The following is a 23730-nucleotide window of genomic DNA, read 5'->3' on the forward strand; positions in this document are numbered from 1 at the left end:
TACAAAGTGCCTTAGGTAATGCTTGTAATATATTGTTTCTTGTTGTTTTTTTTAATCTTTCACGCTTTCTGCCTGAGTCCCCCACATGAGTGAGTTTATCGCTACATCCATAGCTGCCGATGCCACCGACATTGCCAAAGTAAATTTACTGGGTTTGTCGCCGGCCAAGCTCGCCGAGTGGTTTGCGTCCATTGGCGAAAAGCCGTTCCGAGCCACACAGATGCTCAAGTGGATTCACCAAGCGGGTGTGACGGATTTCGACCAAATGACCAACATCAGCAAAGATCTGCGCGCTAAGTTGGTGGATTTGGCCTGTATTGAGCCGCCCAAAGTTATGCAGCAATTGGACTCTGCGGATGGCACACGTAAGTTTTTATTCGAAGTCCCCGGTGGCAGTGCCATCGAGACGGTATTTATTCCGGATGGGGAGCGCGGCACGCTGTGCGTTTCCAGCCAGGTCGGCTGCTCGCTGGATTGCAGTTTTTGCGCTACAGGTAAGCAGGGATTTAACCGCGATTTAAGCGTGGCTGAAATCATTGGTCAGGTGTTCATTGCCGCCAAATCCTTTGGCCAGTTGCAGCCCAAGGGGCCGCGTCGGGTCACCAATGTGGTGTTAATGGGCATGGGCGAACCGCTGCTCAATTTCGATAACGTAGTCGACGCCATGGCATTAATGATGGACGATAACTGCTATGGCATTTCAAAGCGTCGGGTGACGCTAAGCACCTCCGGCGTTGTGCCGGCCCTGAATCGGTTGGGGCAGTACACCGATGCTTGTTTGGCCATCTCTCTGCACGCGCCAAACGACGCGTTGCGCGATCAATTAGTACCGATCAACAAAAAATATCCCATTGCGTTGCTGTTGGAAAGCGCTAAGCGCTACATCGAAGGTTTGCCGGATACCCACCGCAAAATGACCATCGAGTACACCTTGATCGACCAGGTTAACGATCGCCCGGAGCACGCTTACGAACTGGCTGAATTGCTGCGTGAGGTGCCCGTAAAAATCAATCTCATTCCTTTCAATCCGTTTAACTTGTCGGACTACAAGCGTTGCAGCAACAACGCCCTGAATCGCTTCAAGCAAATTTTAGTGCAAGCCGGTTACACCACCACGGTACGAACCACCCGTGGTGACGACATAGACGCCGCCTGTGGTCAGCTAGCCGGCAGTGTGAATGACCGCACCCGACGCGCCGAGCGTCACCGCGCACGTGCCGGTCAGGTGTAAGGTTGTAGCCCTGGGGGCGAGGGTTATTCGATTGCGCTAAACTAAGCCAGAACAGATATAAGCGACCAATAGGATTGTTAGCTCAGGATATGAACAACATAATAAATCGCAGCCTGCAGGGGCTGATGGGGTTGGCTGGTGTTTTGGTGCTGGTTGGCTGTGTGACTACCTCCAGCGGGCCGGTTAAAAATATCGATAAAGACAAAGCCCTTGATACCCGGATTCAACTGATACTGAGCTACATTCGCCAAGGTAATCGAGATTTGGCGCGCAGTAGCCTCAGTAAAGCCAAAGCCATCAACGCTGAAGACCCGCGCATCAACAACGCTACGGCATTGCTGTATCAACTGGAAGGCGAGCCGGCTCGGGCCGAGGAAGAATTTAAGAAAGCCCTACGAAAAGACTCGGATTTTGCCGCGGCCTACAATAATTACGGCGTTTTCTTGCTCAGCAAGGAGCGCTATGAAGAGGCTTTAAGCCAGTTCCAAAATGCGGCTGATAACCTCGATTACGACCGGCGCGATATGGCGCTAACTAACCTGGCGTACACCGCCCAGCGATTGGGTATGCAGGACAAAGCCAAGGCCGATTTTGAGCAGGCCATCCGCCTTAACCCTCGATCCTTCAGCGCCTTGGTTGCGCTGGCTGAAATCGAGTTTGAGCAGCGCAACTACGCCAATGCCAAAGCCTATTTGAATCGCGCTGGACGCTTTAACAAACCCACGGCCAAGGCGCTGTGGTTGGGCATTCGCTTAGAGCGAGTGTTTGGTAACCAAGATAAAGAAGCCAGCTTAGCGCTGGCACTGAAGAACCTCTACCCTTATTCCTCTGAGTACTTGGAATACAAACGGCTATTAGATGAGTAATCTACCCACCACCAAACATGGTGACGCGCCCCCGCCAGTAACCGCAACGCCCCGGCCAACGCAAACGCCGGGCGAAATGCTGCAACAAGCCCGCAGTCAGCGCGGAGTGAGCATCGATGAATTGGCCCATGAGGCCAACCTACCTGTATTAAAGTTACAGGCTCTTGAGAGCGACAACTATCAAGAAATGACCGCGCCCACTTTTGTCAAAGGGTATATCCGGTCTTGCTGCCGTCACCTTAATTTGGAGGCAAATCAGGTCATTGCAGCCTATGAGCAGTACGCTAAGCATCTCGTCGATACCGGCGTTACCGAGGAGCCAGCACCGGCACCCAGCCAGCCCCTAGAGAAGCCGATTCCCGAGTGGAGCTGGGCAGTGCTCGTGGGTGCCGTGGCGGTGATTATTATGGCGGTGTTCTTTTTGTGGGGCGGCAGCGATGAAGAAGAAACGCCGCCCATGGCCCAAGCCCCTGCCGCTGAAGTTCCGGCCCAGCCTGAGCCTGAACCAGCCGAGCCCGTTGAGGTAACCGAACCCCCCGCGGCCACTGCAGAGCCCGCCGTTGCCGTGCCCAGCGTAGACAGCGTGCCCCAAGCAAACGCCGAAGAAGAAGCTCAAGCTGCAGCAGAGCAGCGTGCTCAACTGGCGACAGAGCTACAGGCGGCGGTCGAAGAACAGCCCCAAACGGCCGGTACCGATGCGTTTGCAGAGCAGCCTACAGTCCCCGTTTCCGTGCCTTCACCAGTGGTTACCGGTAATCAACCCAAGGACGAATTGGAGTTTTATTTCTCCGGCGACTGCTGGATTGAAATCTACGATGGTTCTGGTCAGCGGCTGCATCAGGGATTAAGTCGGACGGGAGACACATTAACCGTTGTCGGCGACGCGCCTTTCTCTATAATGCTCGGCAACGCCTGGGTGACTACCTTGCAGCACAACGGTGCAACGGTGGCCATAGAGCCTCGCCAGGGTCGAAATACACTGCGGTTAACCGTCGGTGACGAACTCTAACTTTAGCTAGCATCGGATTACTATGCAGTTCCAATCGCCGATTAAACGCCGTCGTTCACGCCAGATTATGGTGGGCAATGTTCCCGTGGGTGGTGATGCGCCCATTTCAGTACAGAGCATGACCAACACCGAAACCACCGATGTTGCGGCAACGGTGGATCAAATACAGCGCATTGTCGCCGCCGGTGCTGATATTGTGCGGGTTTCGGTGCCCAGCATGGACGCAGCAGAAGCCTTTGGCCAGATTCGCAAACAGGTTAGCGTCCCGCTGGTTGCGGACATCCATTTTGATTACCGCATTGCCCTGCGGGTGGCTGAACTGGGCGTCGATTGCCTGCGCATTAACCCAGGTAACATCGGCCGCGAAAAGCGCATCCAAGCGGTGGTTGAAACAGCCAAAGACAAAAATATTCCAATTCGCATCGGCGTTAATGCCGGCTCGCTAGAAAAAGACCTACAAAAGAAATACGGCGAACCCACACCGGAGGCGCTGGTGGAATCCGCAATGCGTAACGTGGAGTTTCTCGACCGCTACGACTTTCAGGATTTTAAGGTTTCTGTTAAAGCCTCAGATGTATTTATGGCAGTGGAAGCCTACCGGCAATTAGCCAAACAAATCGAACAACCCCTGCACTTGGGCATCACCGAAGCCGGCGGCCTGCGCGGCGGCACGGTGAAATCTGCGGTGGGCTTAGGCGCGCTATTGATGGACGGCATCGGTGATACCCTGCGTATTTCATTAGCCGCCGACCCAGTGGAAGAAGTTAAAGTCGGCTGGGACCTGCTCAAGAGTCTGCGCCTGCGTTCCAAAGGTATTAACTTTATCGCCTGCCCGAGCTGCTCACGGCAAAACTTTGATGTCATCAAAACCATGAACGAGCTAGAGTTGCGGCTCGAGGACGTGACCACACCTTTGGATGTGGCCGTTATCGGTTGCGTAGTGAACGGCCCTGGTGAGGCGCGGGAGGCCGATATCGGTTTAGCCGGCGGCCAGCCCAACTCAATCTACGTTGCCGGTAAACCCGACAGCAAACTGGGCAACGAAGACTTGGTCGATAACCTCGAAAAAATGATTCGCCAACGCGCGGCGGCCAAAGCGGCGGAAGAAGAACAACTCATCGCCAAAGGTTAGTGGCCGGTAAACCCTTCAGCTGACAAAGTACACGTAAACAGGACATCCTTTGAGTAAAATTCAATCCATCCGTGGCATGAACGATCTCTTGCCCGGGGACGCTGCGGTATGGCAGTACCTGGAAGGCAAGGTTACCCAATTGTTCGCCAGCTATGGCTATCAGAACATTCGCTTTCCGGTACTGGAGCAAACCGAACTGTTTAAACGCTCCATCGGTGAAGTAACGGACATCGTTGAAAAAGAAATGTACACCTTTGCCGATCGCAATGGCGACAGTTTGACCTTGCGCCCAGAGGGAACGGCAGTATGTGTGCGTGCCTGTGAGCAGCATGGTTTATTGTACAACCAAACCCAAAAACTGTGGTACATGGGCCCCATGTTTCGCCACGAGCGGCCGCAAAAGGGCCGTTTGCGTCAATTTCATCAGTTTGGTGTAGAAGCCTTTGGGTTCGATGGCCCGGACATCGACGCCGAGATTTTGGTGCTGACGGCGCGATTGTGGCAGTCCTTGGGGCTGAGCGATGCTGTTACCCTGGAGCTGAACAGCATTGGCTCCCTGGAATCTCGCGCCAACTACAAGCAGGCCCTGGTGGAACACCTTAGTGGCGTGCAGGATCAGCTTGACGAAGACAGCCAGCGACGCCTAGGTACTAACCCGTTGCGCATTTTGGACAGTAAAAATCGCAACACTCAAGCTCTGTTAAAAGATGCCCCACAGTTGGCTGACTATCTCGACGAAGAAAGTCGCAGCCACTTTGAGGGCTTGTGTGCATTACTTGACGGTATGGGTATTCGCTACACCGTTAACCCACGGCTGGTGCGTGGTTTGGATTACTACAACAAAACCGTTTTTGAATGGGTGACAACGCACCTTGGCGCACAAGGTACCGTGTGTGCCGGTGGCCGTTACGATGGCTTGGTTGCGCAATTGGGTGGGCGTAGTACTTCCGCTGTGGGTTTTGGCATGGGTGTCGAGCGACTTGTGTTGCTGCTTCAGGAACTGGATTTGGTTCCCCGTGGTCTGGATACCTCGGCCGATGTGTATTTGGTAGCTGCCGGTGACGTTCAGCTGCCGGCACTGCAGTTGGCAGAACAGATTCGCAGCCACTATCCGCAACTGCGCCTTATCAGCCACTGTGGTGGTGGTGGCATTAGAAGCCAAATGAAAAAAGCGGATAAAACCGGTGCTCAGTTGGCGTTGATTCTGGGGGAGAACGAAGCCAGCAATCAGCAGGTAACGGTTAAGCCGCTGCGCGGTGGCGCCGAGCAAGAAACCATCGCCCAGTCGGACCTCTTAGAACGCTTGGGTGCATTGCTCAACAAAGAAATTGCTGAATAAAGAATAGGGCACACAGCCAAACTAGCTCTCGAACCTAATCGGGCAAACGAGCTGGGACTACTAACAACCATAAGGAGTGAGCCTGTGAGCGCACATCTAACCGAAGAAGAACAAATTGAAGCGTTTAAGCGGTGGTGGAAAGACAATGGCACCAACACCCTGGCGGTGATTGTTATTGCCATTGCGGGCTATTTTGGCTGGCAGGGCTGGCAGGCTAATAAGCAAGCGCAAAAAGAAGGCGCTTCGGCTATGTATCAACAACTGAGCGATATTGCAGACACTGGCCTTGATTTGTCTGAATCCCAGTTGGTGGAAGTGGCCACTTTGGGTGAGCAAATTAAAGAGCAGTACAAGTCCAGCCAATACGCCATCAATGCTGCCCTAGTTTTGGCCAAATACGCCGTGGCTGACAACAACTTGGACGAAGCCAAAAAACAACTGCAATGGGCGGATCGACACACAGAAGACCCAGCCACTAAAGCGGTCATTAGCCAGCGTATTGCGCGTTTGGCTATTGCCCAGGGGCAATTGGACGAGGCTCTGGACCTCGTCAGCAGCGCTCCCTTGGAGGAATTCACCAGCGCCTTTGCCGAGGTGAAAGGTGATGCACTAGCCGCCAAAGGCGAATCCAGTAAGGCCTACGACGCCTACCAGGAAGCGCTGGCCAGTTTGCCTAGCGAACAGGGCAACCGGCGTCAATTTTTAGAAATGAAGCGCGACCAGTACGCCACAGAACAATCCTTGGTTGAGGCAAAATAAGCATGCGGTTTTTGATAGTCCTAGCAGCCAGCGCGGTGTTGGCCGGCTGCTCCAGCTCCGGTGACCTGAAACCCGAAAAGCTGCTCGATATCGACAACAAAGTCAAATTTGATCAAGTCTGGAGTAAAGACGCCGGCAGTATCGATAACAAGCGTTACAACCTTATTCAACCGGCGTATTCTCGAGGCCGCGTGGTGTTAATGGATGCCCGTGGCTACGTTAGCGCCTACGATTCCGAAACCGGCGACCGGTTATGGCGGGTGCGGTTAAAAGAACCCGTCACCTACGACATAGAGCGCCGTTGGTACCGCCCGGGTACCTGGATGCGCAAAGACGACAAGCCCGTACCAACCTCCGGTGGCGTAGGTATTTTCGACGACGCTGTGGCGGTGGGTAGCTACGAAGGCCAAGTATTTTTACTGGATGCCGAAACCGGCGAGGAGCGCTGGCGCCAGCAGGTATCTTCCGAGGTGCTATCGGCGCCGCAACCTAACGACGACGTCGTGGTGGTGCACACGGTGGACGGTAAAATCCACGGCCTGGATCTGGCTACCGGTGAGAAGCGCTGGCAGTACGATAACCCGCAAGCGGTGTTGTCTCTGCGCGGCTCCGCTTCGCCTTTGGTGACCCCGTCCATGGTAGTAGCCGGTTTCGATAACGGTAAAATCGCCGCCATCAACCCAGACAATGGCGTAGCCATGTGGGATCAGCGTGTGGCGATCCCCAAAGGCCGCACTGAATTTGAGCGCGTGGTGGATGTTGATGGCACGCCTTTGATGGTGGGCGACTTGATTTTTGCGGCCAGCTATCAGGGTAGAATTGTCGCCCTAAGTCGGGCTGCAGGCCGCGGTATATGGGCGCAGGATGTATCCACCCACAGCAATTTGGCCAGTAACGGCTCGGCGGTGTTTGTTACCACCGATGACGATTCCTTGGTGGCGTTTAACATTGCTAATGGTGAAGAAGTTTGGACCAACGATCAAATGTTGCACCGTTCACTCACCGGGCCTGCGTATCTTTCGGGCTTCGTGGTAGTGGCCGATGCTGATGGCCATTTGCATGTGTTAGATGCCAGCACTGGCGAATACCTGGCGCGTAAAAAAATCGACGGCAGCGGCGTGAATTCGCCACTTTCAGTGATGGGTGATAAGCTGCTGGTTTTGGACAACGACGGTCGATTACACGTACTGACCCTGTCTGAAATCACTGAACAAGACGATTAACACTCCCCAGCGGGCCCAGGCTCCTGGGCCCTGCGTACTGCAAACGCACTCATAAGTAGATTTTGGCGTTTATCCGCCACGCTTTTAAAAGGTTTCTCTAAAAATGCTACCGGTCATCGCCCTGGTGGGTCGCCCCAATGTTGGCAAATCCACGTTGTTTAACCAGATTACTCGCAGTCGTGATGCCCTGGTGGCAGACTTTCCAGGCCTGACTCGAGACCGTAAATACGGCGAGGCTAATATGTTTGGCCGCCGGTTTATTGTTGTGGATACCGGTGGTTTGAGCGGCGATGAGCGGGGCATCGATACCGCCATGGCCAGCCAATCCATAGCGGCCATCGATGAAGCCGACCTGGTGCTATTTGTAGTGGACAGCCGCGCAGGCTTAACCAGTGTTGATCAACAAATTGCCGAACACCTGCGTAAAAGTGGCAAAAAAACCTTTATCGTTGCCAATAAGATTGACGGCGTTAACCACGATGTGGCCATGGCGCCTTTCTACGAGTTGGCGTTGGGGGATTTGTACCCAACCACCGCCACACACGGGCGTGGCGTAAAAACACTGATGACCGAGGTCCTCGACAGCCTCCCGGAAGACGAATCTGAACAGGAAGAAGAATCCGATCGTTTGAAAATTGCGGTAGTAGGACGGCCCAATGTGGGCAAGTCGACCTTGGTGAATCGCCTGTTGGGTGAAGACCGGGTTGTGGTCTATGACCATCCAGGCACCACCCGGGACAGTATCTATATCGATTATGAGCGCGACGAAAAGCCCTTTACCTTAATCGATACCGCCGGGGTTCGGCGTCGTAAAAATGTCTCTCTGGTGGTGGAGAAATTCTCCATTGTTAAAACCTTACAAGCCATTGCCGATGCTAACGTGGTGGTATTGCTTATGGATGCCACAGAGGGCATTGTTGACCAGGATCTGCACCTTATGGGGCAGGTTATTGATGCCGGCAGAGGGCTGGTGTTGGCCTTAAATAAATGGGATGGCCTGGAGAGCGAGCATAAATCCTATGTTAAAAATGAGCTGGAGCGTCGTCTGCAGTTTGTTGATTACGCGGATATGCATTTCATCTCGGCTTTGCACGGCACCAACGTGGGCCATTTGTACGAGTCCATTGAGCAGGCTTACGAGTCGGCTAAAGTTAAGTTGTCCACCAATCAGCTCACGCGCATATTGGAAGATGCCGTTTCGGTACATCAGCCACCGCTAATCAATGGCCGTCGAATTAAGTTGCGTTATGCACATACCGGTGGTCACAACCCACCCATTATTGTTATCCATGGCAATCAAACCGAGGCCGTACCAGCGCACTACAAACGTTATTTGGAAAAAACCTTCCGCCGAGTGTTGGATCTGCACGGCACGCCGCTGCGCATCGAATTTAAAACCACGGAAAACCCCTACGCTAATAAAGCTAAGCCCAAGATAAAACCTAATGCCAAATCCCGGGCCAAGGGTAAATCGGAAACCACCAATAAAGCTGCATTGGCCAACAAGAAAATCAACAAGCGCGCCAATAGGCGTAGCAAACAAACTCCACGCCAGGGGCGCTAAGCGCCTCTGTTGTTAGATCCGTTTTCTAAACTTCTCGCTTCTCGCTCCAGTTCTCATTTTGGGTCTCCCTCCAGGGCTTTAAGCTCATAAAAGTTCTATTCAATCGACCGAATAACTCAGATTCCTGGACCGCATAGATTACTCCAAGTCTGTGTGCTAGCTTTATTTGGCCGTTGTGTGGGATTTGTTTGCGCCTGCTGCACGTTAATACAATGGCACTGAATCCTGTTCTCTCTAATAATTGTTCATATGTGAATAATTAACTCATCGTCAGTGTTTTTATTAAATTTATTCGTTAATGTCTAAAAATAAAATCGTGTGCAAAGGCTGTTTTAATTTTTATCTTTGTTAATAAGTTAAAAGTTAGGCGATTTCGTAGTTGAACTCGTGTCATGCATGCAATATTGTTTGGGCAGCGCTAGCCGTCAGGATAATAAGTTATGGATTACTGTCACTCTCTTTTACGTCGAATTCTTCAGCCCATTGGGCTGGTTGTAACGCTCTGCACCTGCCTTATTGCTGGCTGCTCTCAAACCACTCCTGTAGCAAAATCCATGCGTATTTGCGACGACAGCGGTTGTTCCGAGCGCTCCACCCAAGAAACCAACACCGAATACAAGCCCGTTGAAGCCAAAAGCGAAGAAATGATCGCGTTGGAAAAGCTCGCCGCCAAAGAGCCAAAGGCGGCCTACGATCTGGCGTTGCGATTGTTTCGCGGCGACGGTGTCAAGCAGGACAGCTACGAATCGTTGCAGTGGATGCGCAAGGCCGCCGAGCGCGGCAGCCTCGATGCGCAAAAAGCGTTGGGCCGATTATACCTCACCGGTTTAGAAGAGATGGGTTCCGACCCTGCTGAAGCAGAAAAGTGGTTGATGATTGCTGCTGGCCGTGGCGATAAAGAATCCGAAGAGTTATTGGCCGAAGCCAGTGCCGCGAAAAAGAACGAGCAAAACTATTACCAATGGCGCACACGATGGCGCAATGTTTTCTATGGCTACTGGTACCGCGGTTACCGCTATTTGGGGTATTGGCGCAGCGGTTACTGGTATTACTATTAATGCACCTGTTAACGCCAGTATCAGCGCTCTGGTTCTAGTCTAAGAGGTGGTTTGATCACCTTAATAAATTTTCACATAAGTTGAAAATACACAAACACAAACTGCGTATGCTTATCGCATTATCTTATTAAAATCGATACTAAACAGAATAAGTGGAGAGTAGGTTTATGAAAGCGATTTTGAGTCTGTCAGCCAGCGAGGAAAAACCGCTGTTGAAATTACGGCTGTTAAAATTGATAGGTGCCTGTGCTATGGGCGGTATACTCACTGCTTGTGGTGCCGGTGGCGGCTTAATTTCTAAGGGCGACTCAACAACTGCAGTATCGGGTGCAGCTGGCGGTGGTACCAGCGCCGGGGCCGATGAGTCTTTGGAGCGGTGCGAAAAAACCTTGGGCACCATCGCGGTGGATGACGGCCGTAATGCCGATTGGTACGGCCGTTTTGGCAGTACCACTGATGTCACCACTATCGAGCCTTTACTGCGTTTGGCGGTGCAGCAGTCTAATTGTTTTGTCATAACCTCTGTGGGCAGTCAGCAATTAGACGCCCGCATGTCTCGCATCACTGAGCAACAACGAAACTCTGGTGAATATCGCGCCGGCTCTAGCCAACAAAAAGGCCAACGGGTGGCGGCCGATTATTATCTAGAGCCAAAAATTATCATCAACAATGATTCCGTGGGCGGTGTGGGCGCATCCGTGGGTAAGTACCTGCCCGGCATGTTTGGCAAAATAGCCGGTGGTGCAAAGTCCAAGGCCTCTGTCGTTACCTTGTCCCTGTTTGATCTCCGTTCTGCCATACAGCTTTCCGCCGCCGAGGGCAGTGCAACGGCAACCAACTACGGCGCTGCCTTGGGAGCGTTTGGGCGCGGCACGGCAGGAACCCTGAGCGGGTTTTCAAAAACCCCTGAGGGCAAGGCTACAGTGGCCGCGTTTACCGATGCCTGGAATAAAATGGTGGTTTCTTTGAAAAACTACAAAGCGCAGGAAGTTGAAGGTGGCCTGGGCCGCGGCGGTGCTTTGAAAGTGAATTGATGTAATCTGCCAGCGGCGGCTCTTGTTGGCCAGCCGTCGTGAAATCTCAAAAGCCAGTTTATCCGCTTGGGTAAGCTGGCTTTTTTGTAAGTGACAAGAATTTAGGTGGGCCGCGTGCGTTGGTAGCAGTCCAATACTGCCTTGTGGCTCAATTTACCATTTTCTGATCGGGGCAGCTGCGGCACCGCTACCATGGGCCGGGGTACGAAGGCGGGGTCTATATGCTCTCTAAAATAATCCGCCAGGCCTTGCGTGGTGTGACCGGGTTTCAAAATAACCAGAGCCGCCAGTCGCTTTTTGTTCGGTGGTAAAAACGCCACGCCATCTTCCAAGCCTTCATACTGCAGCAGAATACGATTAATTTCGGCCAGCGAGCCCCGCTTGCCGGCAATGTTGACGACATCGTCGGTTCGCCCGGTCAATCGGAAGTGGTGCTCGTCTACCAGCTCTAGAAAGTCGCCAAGCACCACGCTTTGATCAATATGACTTGCCGTGGCTTGGCTGTGCCCGGTTTGCAGCTGGTTTAATGCGAAGGCATCGAACAATCGCCAGGTTTGGCTCTCTGCGGTAAAGCGTACGGCCATTGAGCCCATTTCACTGCAACCATAAACCTCGGCAACCTTGCCCTGCAAGCTGTGTTCAACTTGGCTGGCCAACACTTGAGGCAAGGGCGCAGTGGCGCACAGGATTCGCTCACAGGCCGGTAATGCCAGACCTGCATTTACCAACGCCCGTAGGTGAATCGGTGCCGATACCAGCAATCTTGGCTTTGGCAGCTGGGCGGCTAAGCCGGCGATATCGGAGGGGTAAAAGGGTTTGGCGTCACTCATCACGGTATCGGCCACCAAGGGCATCAGTACCGTGGTTTCTAGCCCCCACATATGTTGGCCGGGCACAGTGGCTATTTGGTAGGTGGTTTGGCTGAGGTCACTGAGCATAAACCGAGCATTGTGGTGGTTTGCCGCCGACAATGTGCCCCAGGTTTTAACGATAGGTTGCGACTGGCCTGTGGAGCCGGAAGTAAAGCAAATGGCGGCAATATGATGATTGGTAACACGGGGCAGGCTGGTTGATGTGAATGGGGCTAAGCCGGGTACCAACTGACTTAAGTCGACTTTGGGGGTGTTGTTCGTCAGCGAATATTCCAGCGAGCCATCGTGGATTACATAGCTTGGATGCTGTTCGGCTAGGCTAAGTAGGGTGTTATTGGCCTTGTTTGGCGGCAGTAGGTTGGTTTGGCTGCGGACCAATACGGCACAGAAAACCACGGTAAATAAATAGCGATTTTCACACAAGTTGATCGCGTAGGGGTGCTCGGGTAAATATTGGGCTAGGCTTTGCACATGCTGGCAAAACTGAGCGCAGGAGACCAGGCCCGGTTGCAGGTCCAGGGCCGCCAGCGGCGTACTTAAGTAGGCAAACGGTGCGCTGGCATCGCGCTCGATGATGGGGCTGGTGCTGGCATTAGGTTGGGCGGCCAATTGGGGAAATCAGCGTAAAACTTAGCGGCGCTGTTCAATAAACGCGCACAGGCTTTGAAGGTTGTAGAAAGCCTCTTTGGTTTGCTCTTCTTCGGCTTTCATTTGAATGCCGTACTTTTGTGAGATTGCCAACGCGATTTCCAGTGCGTCGATGCTATCCAAGCCGAGGCCTTCACCGAATAAGGGTTCGGTTGGATTGATATCTTGTGCGGACTTGTCTTCCAGGTCCAATGCTTCGATTAAAAGAGATGCGATTTCTGTTTCAAACGCAGTCTGACTAGTCACAAGTACAACTCCGGGCGCAGCTTTTTTTTTGAGGGGGCGTAGTTTAAACTACGCCCCCAGTTAAGTCACCCTGCGTAAAACGTAAAAATTGCTTAAACAACAACAGTTTGCGGAGCCAGCGTTAACCAGTACGGATACTTTTAGGCTTTTTATGCGTCAATCTAAGTCGCCCTTATCGGCCTCTTCTGCGGCCAATACTCCACCTAATACTGTCGCTGCGACTAGCTTTCTCAGCGTCAGTCAGTCGAACAGCGCCCGGGCGATGGCAACTGTGGTGTTCGGTATCAATGCATTTGATCAATCAGCTTTAATAGCCGCAGCAGCGCAACAGCAGGCGTTTGGCTGCGAGCTGCCTTTGTTGGCTGGCGATTGCCAAGTAGAAAACTGGCACGTGGGCGATCAGCCAGTGGAGCGCGGCCAAATTGGTGCAGTGCACTGGGCCTGCGGCGGTGGATTTTTGTTTGTTGGGCTAACCCTCGATTGTGGCTCAGCGGACGATATCACAGCACTGGCTAAGTTGGCCTATGAGCAATTGTTGGCGCTGGTGGCAGAGTCGGCGTCGCCGCACTTGCTGCGTTGCTGGAACTATGTGCCCAACATTAATGGCGGAATGGAGAAGGGAAATGCTGACCATGAAGTTTACAAACGATTTTGCACTGGGCGGCTACGGGCATTTGAGCAGGCTGGTTTGCAGTCTGCTGATTTCCCAGCGGCCAGCGCCGTAGGCCATAGCGGAGACAGCCTCACTATCCACTTACTGGCCAGCCAGACTCCGGGGTGTCATTTGGCCAATACCAAGCAGGTGGATGCATTTTCCTATCCGCGACAATACGGTATTTCTAGCCCTTCGTTTGCACGAGCAACTCTATGGCAACAAGGCGACGACACTGTGTTACTGGTTTCTGGTACCGCCAGTATTGTCGGTCACGAGAGCCTGCACATCGGCGATTTGGGCGCTCAAGTGCAAGTAACCTTTGAAAACATCAGCCATTTACTAAACCAGGCTAATAAACGGTGCCAGCAGGTGCGGTTTGTTAGAGTGTACCTTCGCCACGAAGAGCACCTCGCTGAAGCGAAGGCGCTGGTAGAGCGCGAGTATCAGCAGGCTGAGGTTGTCTATTTACTGGCCGACATCTGCCGTTCTGAGCTACTGGTAGAAATAGAGTGCTTTTGCGCTTGAGCCAATACGATGTCGGTTAAGCAGCTGTGGAGAATCGGTGCCGCCGGCTTTAGCTATGGGCTGTTTGCTATTGGAGCAATACTGCCTGCGGCACTGTCACTCATCCTATTTACTGTGCCTTGTTCTCAATATCAACGGCAGACCATAACGCGCGCGTTCATCAGGCTAATGTGCCTAAGTTATGTTCATTTTATGCAATTGGTCTGGCTCTACCGCTATCGCGTGCATCGCCGTAATGTCACTGACATTCGCGGCCACCTTATCATTGCAAACCATCCGATGTTGATTGATGCGCTGTTTGCCATGGCCTACGTGCGCGATGTGTGTTGCATCGTAAAACCCGCGCTGGCCGCAAATCCATTCACTAGGCTGACCATAAAAGCGGCCGGGTTTAAATTGGCCAACGATGACAATCTATTGCAGTCAGCCTGTGAGGCTCTGGCGCGAGGCGAAAATTTATTGATTTTCCCTGAGGGAACCCGCAATGAGTACGATGATCAGCTGGCCTTTAAACGCGGTGCCGCCAATATCGCAGTGATGGCGCAATGCCCGATATTACCGATCGTGTTCTATTGTTCGCCAAGAATGCTGCAAAAGGGCGAAAAGTGGTGGCAATTACCCGAGCAGCCAGCGCAGATTGATATCGTGATTGAGCCCAGTCTTAAGGTGCCTGAATGTGTCGATGCATCGCTACCGCGGACTCGTCAGTACCGATTATTGACCGAGTTTCTGATCGAATATTACCGCTCTAGGCTGGCTGACCCCGTTTGTGAGATCGCTCAGTATCACCGGCCCAAGGCTTAAATCCGGCCACGGCTTGGTGCTACAATGCCCACGGAGTGAGCTCGTCGATTGCCTAGTTGGTTAAACCCAGGTTGTTTGCCCCGGGTTGTTTAAACTAGGTCGTTGGCACAGCGCTGGCTCGGTACACGGAGGTGCCAAAGAATACGATGACGCAATTCAAAGCAATGCCCGAAACAAACAGTGCTTTTGAGTTTTCATCTCGGTACGGCAAGGATCTGGTGCCAGGATTAAAACGAGTTAAAGGAAAGGAACACCCAATATGACACGCCAAGAGCTGCACCAACAATTAGCCTCCACCCTCGAAGAACTGTTCGATACCCCGGCGGCAGAAGTCACCGAAGATGCCAAGCTCTACGAGGATTTGGACATCGACAGCATTGATACTATGGACTTAGTACTGCAGTTAAAGCAGCAAAAAGGCGATAAAATCAGCCCCGAACTGTTTCGTGATGCACGTACGGTAGGGCAGGTGCTGGACATTTTAGAAGGGCTGTAGCTGTGGCGGAGCTGGCCTGGGCAGACGTTGAGATAGACATACCGTTTTACGACGTGGATACCTACCGAGTGGTATGGCATGGCAATTATCCAAAGTACTTTGAAGTTTCCCGTTGTAAGTTGCTGGAACAGCTCGGTATACCCTATTCAACATTGGAAACCCTGGGTTTCTTTTATCCCGTGGTTGCCATGGAAGTAAAGTACCTAAAGCCGTTGCATTTCACCCAACGTATCGTCGTGCGCGCCAGCTTACGAGAATATCGCAATAAGCTCGATATTCGGTACATCATCCGCGACTATCAAAGCCAAGAAGTCATCACCAAAGGCCATACCGACCAAGTAGCTGTGTCACCGGAAGGGGATATTCAGTACGAAGCACCTGAGCAAGTAGTGCAGCTTGTAGAGCAGGCGCTGGCCAGTTTATGAAGCCGACAATACCAGCAGTTACCTGGCTGCTTTTTTGGCTGCTTTTTTGGCTGCTTTTTTGGAGTTGTGGGGTGGGGCAAGCAGTTGTCGCGCAGGCCCAAGCCGACCCCATCGCCGAGCTTGATCAATTGTTGCCAAGCCAGTGTTACCAAATGGGCACTTTTGAACAAGAAAAATCCATACCTGGTTTACCCACGCTGTTGCGATCTTCCGGGCGCTTTCGGTTTGACTGTCAACGCGGTGTGATATGGCTACAGCAAAAGCCCGTGGTGGATGGGTTTTTGTTTGGCCAAGATGATTCCTATTACAGCATTAATGCCGAGGGCGATTTAGCTGCTTTGGAGGCTAGGTATCAAGCCGCCATTGGCCGCATTATGTTGCTGTTGTTCTCCGCCAATCAAAGCGATATTCAGCGTCGATTCGACATTGAGCAAGTCAATGCACAGCCGTTGACCTATGAACTAAAACCCAAGCAGCGCCGATTAAAGCGTGCGGTGCAGTCTATTTTTCTGGTGCAGATGGCTGGCGAAGTGGGCGGCGAAGAGGGCGCCGAAGAAGGCAGCGTTAACACAGTTGAAATGAGCCTAGTCGACACCGCTGGGCAAACCCTGCGAGTGGTGAATCGGGCCGAGTTAATCAGCAAAAACAGCGCTGCTCAGTCGAACCAGTGCGTTGCTTACATGGGTGAATTGGCCGCAACCAGTTGCGCACGTTTGGATGCCGTCGCGCCCTAGGTTCAGTCATGGTTAATCTGAGAAGTATTGCCGCTACACTCTTGCTCGCCGTTATTCTATTTAGCGTTGGTTTTTATTTGGTTCGCGGGGTGTCTGGCCAGCCTTGGCAGATCGATACCGATTTACGCAGCCTAGTACCATCGACGCCCCAGCAGCAGGTGGTTGCCAAGTCTGTTGATTATTTGTTGGCCGACTTGCAGCAAAATATCCTGTTTCTGATTACCTTGCCGGTTGGCCAGGATGCGGAGTCCGCCGGGCTCGCTTTAACTCAGGCTCTGGCCGATATTCCCACCTTAGCTGTTACTAATGAACAACAACTGAAAACGCAATTAACAAACTTAATAACCCGCAATCGGTTTTATTTATTAACGCCCGAGCAGCGGGCGATGCTGGAGCCAGGCAGCTCAGCAAAGGCAATAGCGCAACAGGCGGTACAGGAGCGTTACGCGCTATCGGCTACACCGCAAATAATCCCTTTTGAGATCGATCCATTGGGTTGGTATTCGCAGCAATGGTTTGGATTATTGGCAGGTCTTCAATCCAATCAAGCTCTGCCCGATCACATCTACAGTGTGAGTGCGCAATTAACAACAACCACCTTTGGCATGCAGGGCCAAGCAGAATTGTTACAAAGTATTGAGGCGGCTGAAAAGTCGGTAAAGGCTTTGTATCCGAACAGCAGCATACAACACAGCGGCGTCTTTTTTTATGCCGCCGCCGCGGCTGAAGAATCCAAGCGCGATATTACCCGCATCAGTATTATTTCGGGTGTTACGGTAATTGTGCTGCTGTTTATTGTGTTTCGGGCATTTAGCTCGGTTATATTTCCTCTGCTTAGTATTGCTTTGGGCGTGGCCTTCGCCTTTGCCTGTGTCCACATAGTGTTTGGCGGCGTGCATATTTTAACGGTGGTGTTTGGCGCTAGTCTGATTGGCATTGTCGTGGACTACTCCATTCACAGTTTTTTTCATCTTTCTGGTGGTGGCGAGACCCGCAGTTTGCACCGGGCGTTGCTGTTAAGCTTGGTGACGTCTTTGGTGGGATACGCCGCCTTGGGATTATCGCACTTGCCAGCTCTAAGCCAGGTGGCTGTGTTTTCCTGTGCCGGAATGATCGCCGCTTGGTTATTGGTTGTTGTGCTAGCGCCGGGGTTCGGACGCCAGCTTCAGCTTAATACCGGCGCCCTAGCGCGCTTGCAACAGTGGATCAACAAACCCGTACTTTGGGGTAAACCGGGCTGGCTCAGTGTGGTGGCTGTGGTCTGCGTACTGGCTGGGCTTACGCTTAGCCTATTGCAGCCTAGTAATGCTAGTCCGTTTGGTTTTTTTAAGCCAAACCCTGCGGTGTTGGCCATGGACCAAGCCGTTGCTAAGCAAATTCAAGGGTTTGAGCCGGCAACTTTTGTGGTGATTACCGGCCGTGATGAAAACAGCGTGTATGAACAAAGCCAGCTGTTTTTCGAGCAGGTGGCAAAGAGCGAACAATTAAGCGTCGACGATTTTTTTTCGGTGACGCAATGGAGGCCATCCAGCCGGCAGCAGCGTTCGGATTATCGATCCCAGCAAGCGCTTTATCAGCCCGGTGGCGTGGTAGAACACTATTATCAATTGCTCGGCGTAGGCCCAGGCGTCGCGCTGGCCGAGATGCAAACCGCCTATCGTGAGGCCGATGGCCAGCAAACGGACACAAGCCAATGGCTGAGTTTTTTTGGTACATCAGTCCCAGCGCTTTGGCAAAAGACCGACCAAGGGTTGCTCAATATTATTTTAATAAAGCAGGGTGTTGATCTGTCTGCTCTGCAAGGATTGTTAGCAGGTAGTGGTCGGATTAGTTTATTCCGTTCAATTGAGCAAACCCAGCAAATGCTAACCACTCAAAAAAATAGTGCGTCGTTGATGTTACTACTGGCCTATGGCTGTGTTGGGCTATTCTTACTCGGTTATTTTAGGCGGTTTTCTGCCCTGGCTATAGTTTTAATTCCTATGTGTGGTACCGGGCTAATGGTTGTGGTGTTCAGTTTATTTAGCGTGCCGCTGAATCTGTTTCACACCATGGCGGCCTTTTTAGTGTTGGGTTTGGGCTTAGACTATGGCATTTTTGCTTATCAAATGCGTGGTCATCAGCGAGTTACTGAGCAAGCGGTGATTATTTCTGCGGCCACCAGTTTGTTATCCTTTGGCTTGTTAGCTTTTAGCCAAGTGCCGGTGGTGAACAGTTTCGGTTGGGCGTTATTAATTGCCAATACGATCAATTTACTGGGGGCTATTGTATTAGGTCGGCATTTACCGATGGCAGTCGAGGTACGAGCTGCTCATTAAAAGAAACCTTGGTTGGACTTAAAAATAAAAACGGATACTTTTTCCAGCTCGAGTAGAGTTGGCGTTTAAACAAGAGAATACTATGACTAAAAAGCGAGTATTGGTTACCGGCGCCAGCCGAGGTATTGGGCGCGCGGTTGCAATTCGATTGGCCGAGCAGGGTTTTCACGTGACCGTTCATTATCGTTCCGGTGCGCAGGAGGCCAAACAGGTACTGCAGCACATTACGCAGGCTGGCGGCAGCGGTGATCTATTGCAATTTGATGTCTCCGACCGAGACCACACCAAGCACGTGTTGGAGCAAGCGGTGGAGGCAAACGGCGCTTATTACGGTGTGGTATGCAACGCAGGCATGCACAGTGATAACGCCTTTCCTGCTATGACAGGTGAGCAGTGGGATAGTGTGGTCCACACCAACCTCGATGGGTTTTACAACGTGCTTCATCCTTTGGTTATGCCCATGATACGTCTGCGCCAAGGTGGCAGAATTGTCACTCTGGCCTCGGTTTCTGGTTTGGTGGGAAATCGCGGGCAGGCCAATTATAGCGCCGCGAAGGCCGGCGTCATTGGTGCCAGCAAAGCTCTGGCCACCGAGCTCGCAAAGCGTAAGATCACCGTCAATTGTGTCGCACCAGGCATGATCGAAACCGAAATGACGGATCAGATGGCTGAGTCAGAAATACTCAATGCCATTCCCATGCGCCGTTACGGGCAGGCTGAAGAAGTGGCCGGGTTAATTGATTATTTGATGTCCGAGCAAGCCGGGTATGTGACTCGGCAGGTGATTAGTATTAATGGCGGGTTGTGTTAAAACCATGTTAGGTATAGGCCCCAGTGTTGCCATCGTTGGCGCGGGCCCGGCCGGGGCTACGTTGGCTTGTCTACTGCGGCAACGCGGCCTAGCGGTGTACTTATTTAACGACCCGGTGCGCAGACCTTTGCTGGTGGGCGAGTCGCTGGTGTCCGCAGCCACACCCATTTTACGAAAAATTGGCGTTGAGTCGTCGGTGGCTGCGATATCCCATATTAAATTGGGAGCCGGTTTCCGTCACGCAGACGGTACCCGGGTGGATTTTCGTTTTCCGCATTATAGTGAGCATCGCCCCGGTTACGCCTACAATATCCCGCGGCCGCAATTTGATGACATATTATTGCAGCGCGCACGGGCTTTAGGCGCCCATGTGATACAGCATCGCGCTGGTGTGGGGCGTTCTGCCAGCCATCAGCGAGAGATACAATTAACCGCCGAGTCGCTGCGCCATGCAGGACTAGCCGAACATGAGCACCCGGACTGGTTAATCGATGCCAGCGGTAGGGCAAGGGTGTTTAGCCGATGTTTGCAGTTGCCGGCTGATAAAGGTCTGCGTAACGACGTGGCGCACTTTGCGCACTTTCGGCAGTTTGACAGTGAAAGCGCCTTTGCTGGGCAAGTTTTGCTCACTGCAGCGGAGCATGGTTGGTTCTGGCAAATTCCGCTTCCACAGGGGCTATCTGTGGGCGCGGTTATGAATAAGCAAGCTTGGTCTCGCTACGGCCGAGCGCCCCAGGAGCAACTCGATAATGCTCTTAATGCTCACCCGCTGTTAGCGCGGGCTGGTGCCCAGCGTGAAGCCATCAGCGATGTGGCCAGTTACGCGCGATACCAATTGATTTCCCGACAGGCATTTGGGCGAGGTTGGGTGTTACTGGGTGACGCTTTTGGTTTTGTCGACCCAATGTTATCGCCTGGTGTTTATATGGCGTTGGAATCTGCCAATCAATTGGATAAGGTCGTGTTTTCCAGGCAAACCATTAAACCCCAACAGTTGCAGCGCTACTGCGAAAATTTGCGCCAGTGGCACCGCGCTTGGCAGTCACTCATTGAATATTTTTATAACGGTAAATTACTCACTATGGCTGCGGTTCGGCAAGATATGCTTGCACAGAGCCGCTGGTGGCAACCCGGCCGTTTAATGGAAAGTTTGGTGAGCAGGGCCTTGGCAGGTATGACCACGGGCTATAAAGTCCAATCTAAAACTTGCAATAAGCTGTTTACTTATAGTTGTGACCATATATGTAAAAACCTAACCGAGGTGGCCCACCGACAAATCGCCCGTTTGCCGCGATAAAATAACGCGAGAATAGGGCATCTCTAATAGCCGGCATCCGGTGCTAAGCGACTCGGTTTCGGGTGTAATTGAATGGGGGCGTCGAAGTGCCCGAAGTGGAAAGCTAAGCCAAATTGATCTTTGGCTTCGATGTAATACTCCAAAACGGTGTCTGAGTCGGTTTGGCTGGGAAGCTGAGCCCGATACAGCCCTTTGTCACCAGCTGACATGGTAACGGACTCGTATTTCAAATCCCCAAGAGCTCTAAAATACACCTGCGCCTGCTGGGCGTGATGTATACGAGCTGTGACTTCTACTGCGCCGTCATCCGGCAGGTTCGGAGTGTGTTCTATCACCGGTGTTATATTGGGTTGCACCGCTATGGCAAAGGGTTGATTCCAAGGTTGAACCGAGGGTAGAGACGCGGTGTTCTCACCGTCTGTTGTGGTGATGTAATACTCAACACCGGGCGCTTTGACGGATTCCTTTGGGATATACGCAATAAATTCCGCCACTGACAATTGCTGCATGGCGATGGTTTGGTATGGAGCGCCTAGTGTTCTGTAAACCAAATTGGCGCTACTCACATAGGGGCTTACGTTATCGTTTATATTGACGCTGATGGCAATGTCAAGGTCTTCTGCATGGCTGCTGTGGTGAGCATCGCTGGTTGATCTGCTCAATTGAATGGTGGGTTTCGATTGCGGCGTGTATTTGGCATTTGCCGTAGTAATTTTATTGCCACACTTGACGTTAACCCTAACTTGTCGCTCTTGCTGCAAGCTTTTGCTCTGCTTTGGTAAATATTTTAAGCGATAGGTGTTAGTGGCGTCGCGCAGTAATTGTTGCGTAATTGGTGTGAGCGGATCCAGTAGATTAAGCAATTGCGAAGGTCTTTCTATCAGTGGTTCAAAGTCCGAAAAAAGATCCGCGTAGGTGACGGCAAAAAGCTTACCGTTAATTTCGTCCACCGCCTGCCGCGCAGAACGCGCCGTGGTGTTGCCTTGGCCCGCGAATTCATCGGTGATGACAATAAAAATAGGTTGCGAGCCAATGCGAAATGAAAACGCTTGGGCGGTGGAGGCAATGGCCTCGTAGGTGGGCTCGAAGGAGTTGTTGGATAGGATGTCAGGCAATATCTGATTAACAAAAAAGATACCATCGGTGGTGAGTGCGCCAGTATTTTCAATTCTAATGGAGCTGCCGTTGTCTGGCTCGCCGTAGCGCACTAAACCAAGGGCGAAGTCTAATTCAGTGTTTTTAAGTTCATCGATAAACGCCGCGATATGATGTTCTACTAAAGCTTGCTCCTCACGCATACTGCCGCTGTTATCGTAGACGAAAACGATATCCACCAAGCCAGTTTGCGGCCTGGCCTGGGGTGCCTCTACCGCCGCAACGGTTTGTTTTACACCGTCTTCGGTGACTTCAAAGTTAGCCTCGCGTAACCTCGGTTCACAGCTACCGTAGGCCGGTTCCACGACTATGTCTGCATAGACGTAGGGCAGGTGGCTGCCGTTAACGTTGCGCACGCGAGCGTTGAAATTTTGTTGTGCTTCACGGGTAATGGTTAGGCTATCGATGTACCAGCCAGCGTAATGGTGCTCAGCATCGGTTCTCAGACGGAATCTCAACATCAACGCTTGGCCGGCGAATTCATCCAGCATGAAGCGCGATTCAACCCAACGGTTGAGCGTGGTGCCCGTGCGTGTTGAAATCACTCTATCCCAATGCACGCCGCCGTCCGTACTCAGTTCAACAAAGCCATAATCTTGGTAACTTTCCAGTTGGTAGCTTTCCTGAATGGATAATACCAAGTGCTCACCGGATGTGAGCTCGGGTAAATTGACCAAAGGCGCAGTGAGCTTGTCGTCCGTCCATTGGTGGTATGGCCCACTGAGGTTGGTGGCCGCTACGCGGGTACCCGAATGCGCGGTAGGCTGGTTTGTCACAACATCGCCCACCTGCCATAGGCCGGATTTCTTCCAGTCGGTCAGTGGCTGCTCGAAATCTTCGTGTAGTAAGGTTTCCAGCAGTTGTGTGGCTTTAGGAGGCCGCGGCGAATGCACCGCTGGGCTTACCAATAAATGTCCTTTAATGAAGGTCGATGGGTCGTGGATATCGGAGTCATTATTTGCCGAGGCGGCAGTGCTGAGTAAAAGCAGGAGTAGGCAGCGACATGAATTGCGGGTTTTGTTTATGGTGCTGGTCCTCAGCGTGTTTGGAGTTTCCATTGCAATATTGATCCAGCTAGCAAAACGAGTGTGACGGCTTTGCCCTGAAGAGGTACTGCCTTCGTTGGTGTACCTTATAGTAACCTAGCAACGGCGAAAGAACACGGCGGAATTCGCTAGTTTTTAGTTTGCGACTCCAACTGTTCAGCGCGTGCGCGTTGTTTTAATCCGTAGGCCCTTAAGCTTTTCTAACAGAACTTTACGTAGGCTTATCACTTTGGCAAAAATGACGGCCAAGCCAATTATTCTTTAGTTCTTTAATTAACTGGTTGGTTAAAAAACTGCAAAAGTTGGCAGTGTGGTTTGGCGATAAAAGGCTAGTTAAACTGTCTCGTTAATCAGGTTTGATTAATTATTGATCAATATTTGAAAGATCTTAAGATTAGAAGGGTAAAGCAAAGCTTAGAGTGTTTTTTCATAAAACTTTTTACATTAACTTTCCTTCAAAATCTGTATACTGCAGCACAAAAG

General features: G+C 51.9%; 21 protein-coding genes. 18 read left to right on the forward strand and 3 right to left on the reverse strand.

All coding sequences use genetic code 11. From position 1 onward, the window contains the following. Nucleotides 1-85 precede the first annotated feature (85 nt). The 10 genes from rlmN to ACGHM3_RS09135 all read left to right on the forward strand — a co-directional run bounded on the left by rlmN (nt 86) and on the right by ACGHM3_RS09135 (nt 11215). Nucleotides 86-1231: a 23S rRNA (adenine(2503)-C(2))-methyltransferase RlmN gene (rlmN, locus tag ACGHM3_RS09090; RefSeq protein ID WP_345418577.1), complete on the forward strand. Its 1146-nt coding sequence runs from the start codon at nt 86-88 to the stop codon at nt 1229-1231. Between the two features lie 89 nt (nt 1232-1320). Beyond that, nucleotides 1321-2097, forward strand: coding sequence for a type IV pilus biogenesis/stability protein PilW (gene pilW / locus ACGHM3_RS09095; RefSeq protein ID WP_345418580.1), 777 nt, complete (start codon nt 1321-1323; stop codon nt 2095-2097). Then, on the forward strand, nt 2090-3106 hold the full coding sequence (locus tag ACGHM3_RS09100; protein WP_345418583.1) for a RodZ domain-containing protein: 1017 nt from the start codon (nt 2090-2092) through the stop codon (nt 3104-3106). The genes pilW and ACGHM3_RS09100 overlap by 8 nt, the downstream gene beginning before the upstream one ends. A 22-nt stretch (nt 3107-3128) precedes the next feature. Further along, nucleotides 3129-4238, forward strand: coding sequence for a flavodoxin-dependent (E)-4-hydroxy-3-methylbut-2-enyl-diphosphate synthase (ispG, locus tag ACGHM3_RS09105; protein WP_345418585.1), 1110 nt, complete (start codon nt 3129-3131; stop codon nt 4236-4238). Between the two features lie 49 nt (nt 4239-4287). Further along, nucleotides 4288-5577 (forward strand): histidine--tRNA ligase, encoded by a 1290-nt coding sequence (gene hisS, locus ACGHM3_RS09110; RefSeq protein ID WP_345418588.1) that lies wholly within the window; start codon nt 4288-4290, stop codon nt 5575-5577. A gap of 84 nt (nt 5578-5661) precedes the next feature. After that, a complete protein-coding gene (locus tag ACGHM3_RS09115) occupies nt 5662-6336 on the forward strand; it encodes a tetratricopeptide repeat protein (RefSeq protein ID WP_345418591.1) in 675 nt (224 codons plus the stop codon). A 2-nt stretch (nt 6337-6338) separates the two neighbouring features. Beyond that, nucleotides 6339-7559, forward strand: a complete 1221-nt coding sequence (gene bamB / locus ACGHM3_RS09120) for an outer membrane protein assembly factor BamB (protein ID WP_345418594.1) — start codon at nt 6339-6341, stop codon at nt 7557-7559. A gap of 103 nt (nt 7560-7662) precedes the next feature. Continuing rightward, nucleotides 7663-9123, forward strand: a complete 1461-nt coding sequence (gene der / locus ACGHM3_RS09125) for a ribosome biogenesis GTPase Der (protein WP_345418597.1) — start codon at nt 7663-7665, stop codon at nt 9121-9123. 440 nt (nt 9124-9563) lie between these two features. Continuing rightward, nucleotides 9564-10181, forward strand: a complete 618-nt coding sequence (locus tag ACGHM3_RS09130; protein ID WP_345418600.1) for a hypothetical protein — start codon at nt 9564-9566, stop codon at nt 10179-10181. 167 nt (nt 10182-10348) lie between these two features. After that, nucleotides 10349-11215 carry a hypothetical protein gene (locus ACGHM3_RS09135; protein WP_345418603.1) on the forward strand — a complete coding sequence of 289 codons (867 nt, stop codon included), beginning with the start codon at nt 10349-10351 and terminating at the stop codon, nt 11213-11215. Between the two features lie 101 nt (nt 11216-11316). Here ACGHM3_RS09135 and ACGHM3_RS09140 read toward each other — a convergent pair whose 3' ends face one another. Both ACGHM3_RS09140 and ACGHM3_RS09145 read right to left on the reverse strand, forming a co-directional pair. Further along, nucleotides 11317-12696 (reverse strand): AMP-binding protein, encoded by a 1380-nt coding sequence (locus ACGHM3_RS09140; protein ID WP_345418606.1) that lies wholly within the window; start codon nt 12694-12696, stop codon nt 11317-11319. A 21-nt stretch (nt 12697-12717) separates the two neighbouring features. Next, nucleotides 12718-12981, reverse strand: a complete 264-nt coding sequence (locus ACGHM3_RS09145) for a phosphopantetheine-binding protein (protein WP_345418609.1) — start codon at nt 12979-12981, stop codon at nt 12718-12720. A 151-nt stretch (nt 12982-13132) separates the two neighbouring features. On the opposite strand from ACGHM3_RS09145, the gene ACGHM3_RS09150 reads away from it, so the two are divergent. From ACGHM3_RS09150 to ACGHM3_RS09185, 8 genes are all read left to right on the forward strand, one after another. After that, nucleotides 13133-14161 (forward strand): hypothetical protein, encoded by a 1029-nt coding sequence (locus tag ACGHM3_RS09150; protein ID WP_345418612.1) that lies wholly within the window; start codon nt 13133-13135, stop codon nt 14159-14161. A gap of 192 nt (nt 14162-14353) precedes the next feature. Then, the gene (locus ACGHM3_RS09155) at nt 14354-14965 is read left to right on the forward strand and encodes a lysophospholipid acyltransferase family protein (protein ID WP_345418615.1); all 612 of its coding nucleotides are present in this window, start codon (nt 14354-14356) and stop codon (nt 14963-14965) included. A gap of 259 nt (nt 14966-15224) precedes the next feature. Continuing rightward, the gene (locus ACGHM3_RS09160) at nt 15225-15461 is read left to right on the forward strand and encodes an acyl carrier protein (RefSeq protein ID WP_345418618.1); all 237 of its coding nucleotides are present in this window, start codon (nt 15225-15227) and stop codon (nt 15459-15461) included. Nucleotides 15462-15463: 2 nt separating this feature from the next. After that, nucleotides 15464-15886, forward strand: coding sequence for a thioesterase family protein (locus ACGHM3_RS09165; protein WP_345418623.1), 423 nt, complete (start codon nt 15464-15466; stop codon nt 15884-15886). A 71-nt stretch (nt 15887-15957) separates the two neighbouring features. After that, nucleotides 15958-16620: a hypothetical protein gene (locus ACGHM3_RS09170; protein ID WP_345418626.1), complete on the forward strand. Its 663-nt coding sequence runs from the start codon at nt 15958-15960 to the stop codon at nt 16618-16620. A gap of 8 nt (nt 16621-16628) precedes the next feature. Beyond that, nucleotides 16629-18938, forward strand: coding sequence for an MMPL family transporter (locus ACGHM3_RS09175; protein ID WP_345418629.1), 2310 nt, complete (start codon nt 16629-16631; stop codon nt 18936-18938). An 82-nt stretch (nt 18939-19020) separates the two neighbouring features. Then, the gene (gene fabG / locus ACGHM3_RS09180) at nt 19021-19749 is read left to right on the forward strand and encodes a 3-oxoacyl-ACP reductase FabG (RefSeq protein ID WP_345418632.1); all 729 of its coding nucleotides are present in this window, start codon (nt 19021-19023) and stop codon (nt 19747-19749) included. Next, nucleotides 19733-21046: an NAD(P)/FAD-dependent oxidoreductase gene (locus ACGHM3_RS09185; RefSeq protein ID WP_345418635.1), complete on the forward strand. Its 1314-nt coding sequence runs from the start codon at nt 19733-19735 to the stop codon at nt 21044-21046. The genes fabG and ACGHM3_RS09185 overlap by 17 nt, the downstream gene beginning before the upstream one ends. A gap of 23 nt (nt 21047-21069) precedes the next feature. On the opposite strand, the gene ACGHM3_RS09190 is transcribed toward ACGHM3_RS09185, so the two are convergent. Beyond that, nucleotides 21070-23259, reverse strand: a complete 2190-nt coding sequence (locus tag ACGHM3_RS09190; protein ID WP_345418638.1) for a hypothetical protein — start codon at nt 23257-23259, stop codon at nt 21070-21072. Nucleotides 23260-23730: the final 471 nt, after the last annotated feature.

This window comes from Halioxenophilus aromaticivorans, assembly GCF_042850945.1.
In the GTDB taxonomy this organism is placed as follows: domain Bacteria; phylum Pseudomonadota; class Gammaproteobacteria; order Pseudomonadales; family Cellvibrionaceae; genus Halioxenophilus; species Halioxenophilus aromaticivorans.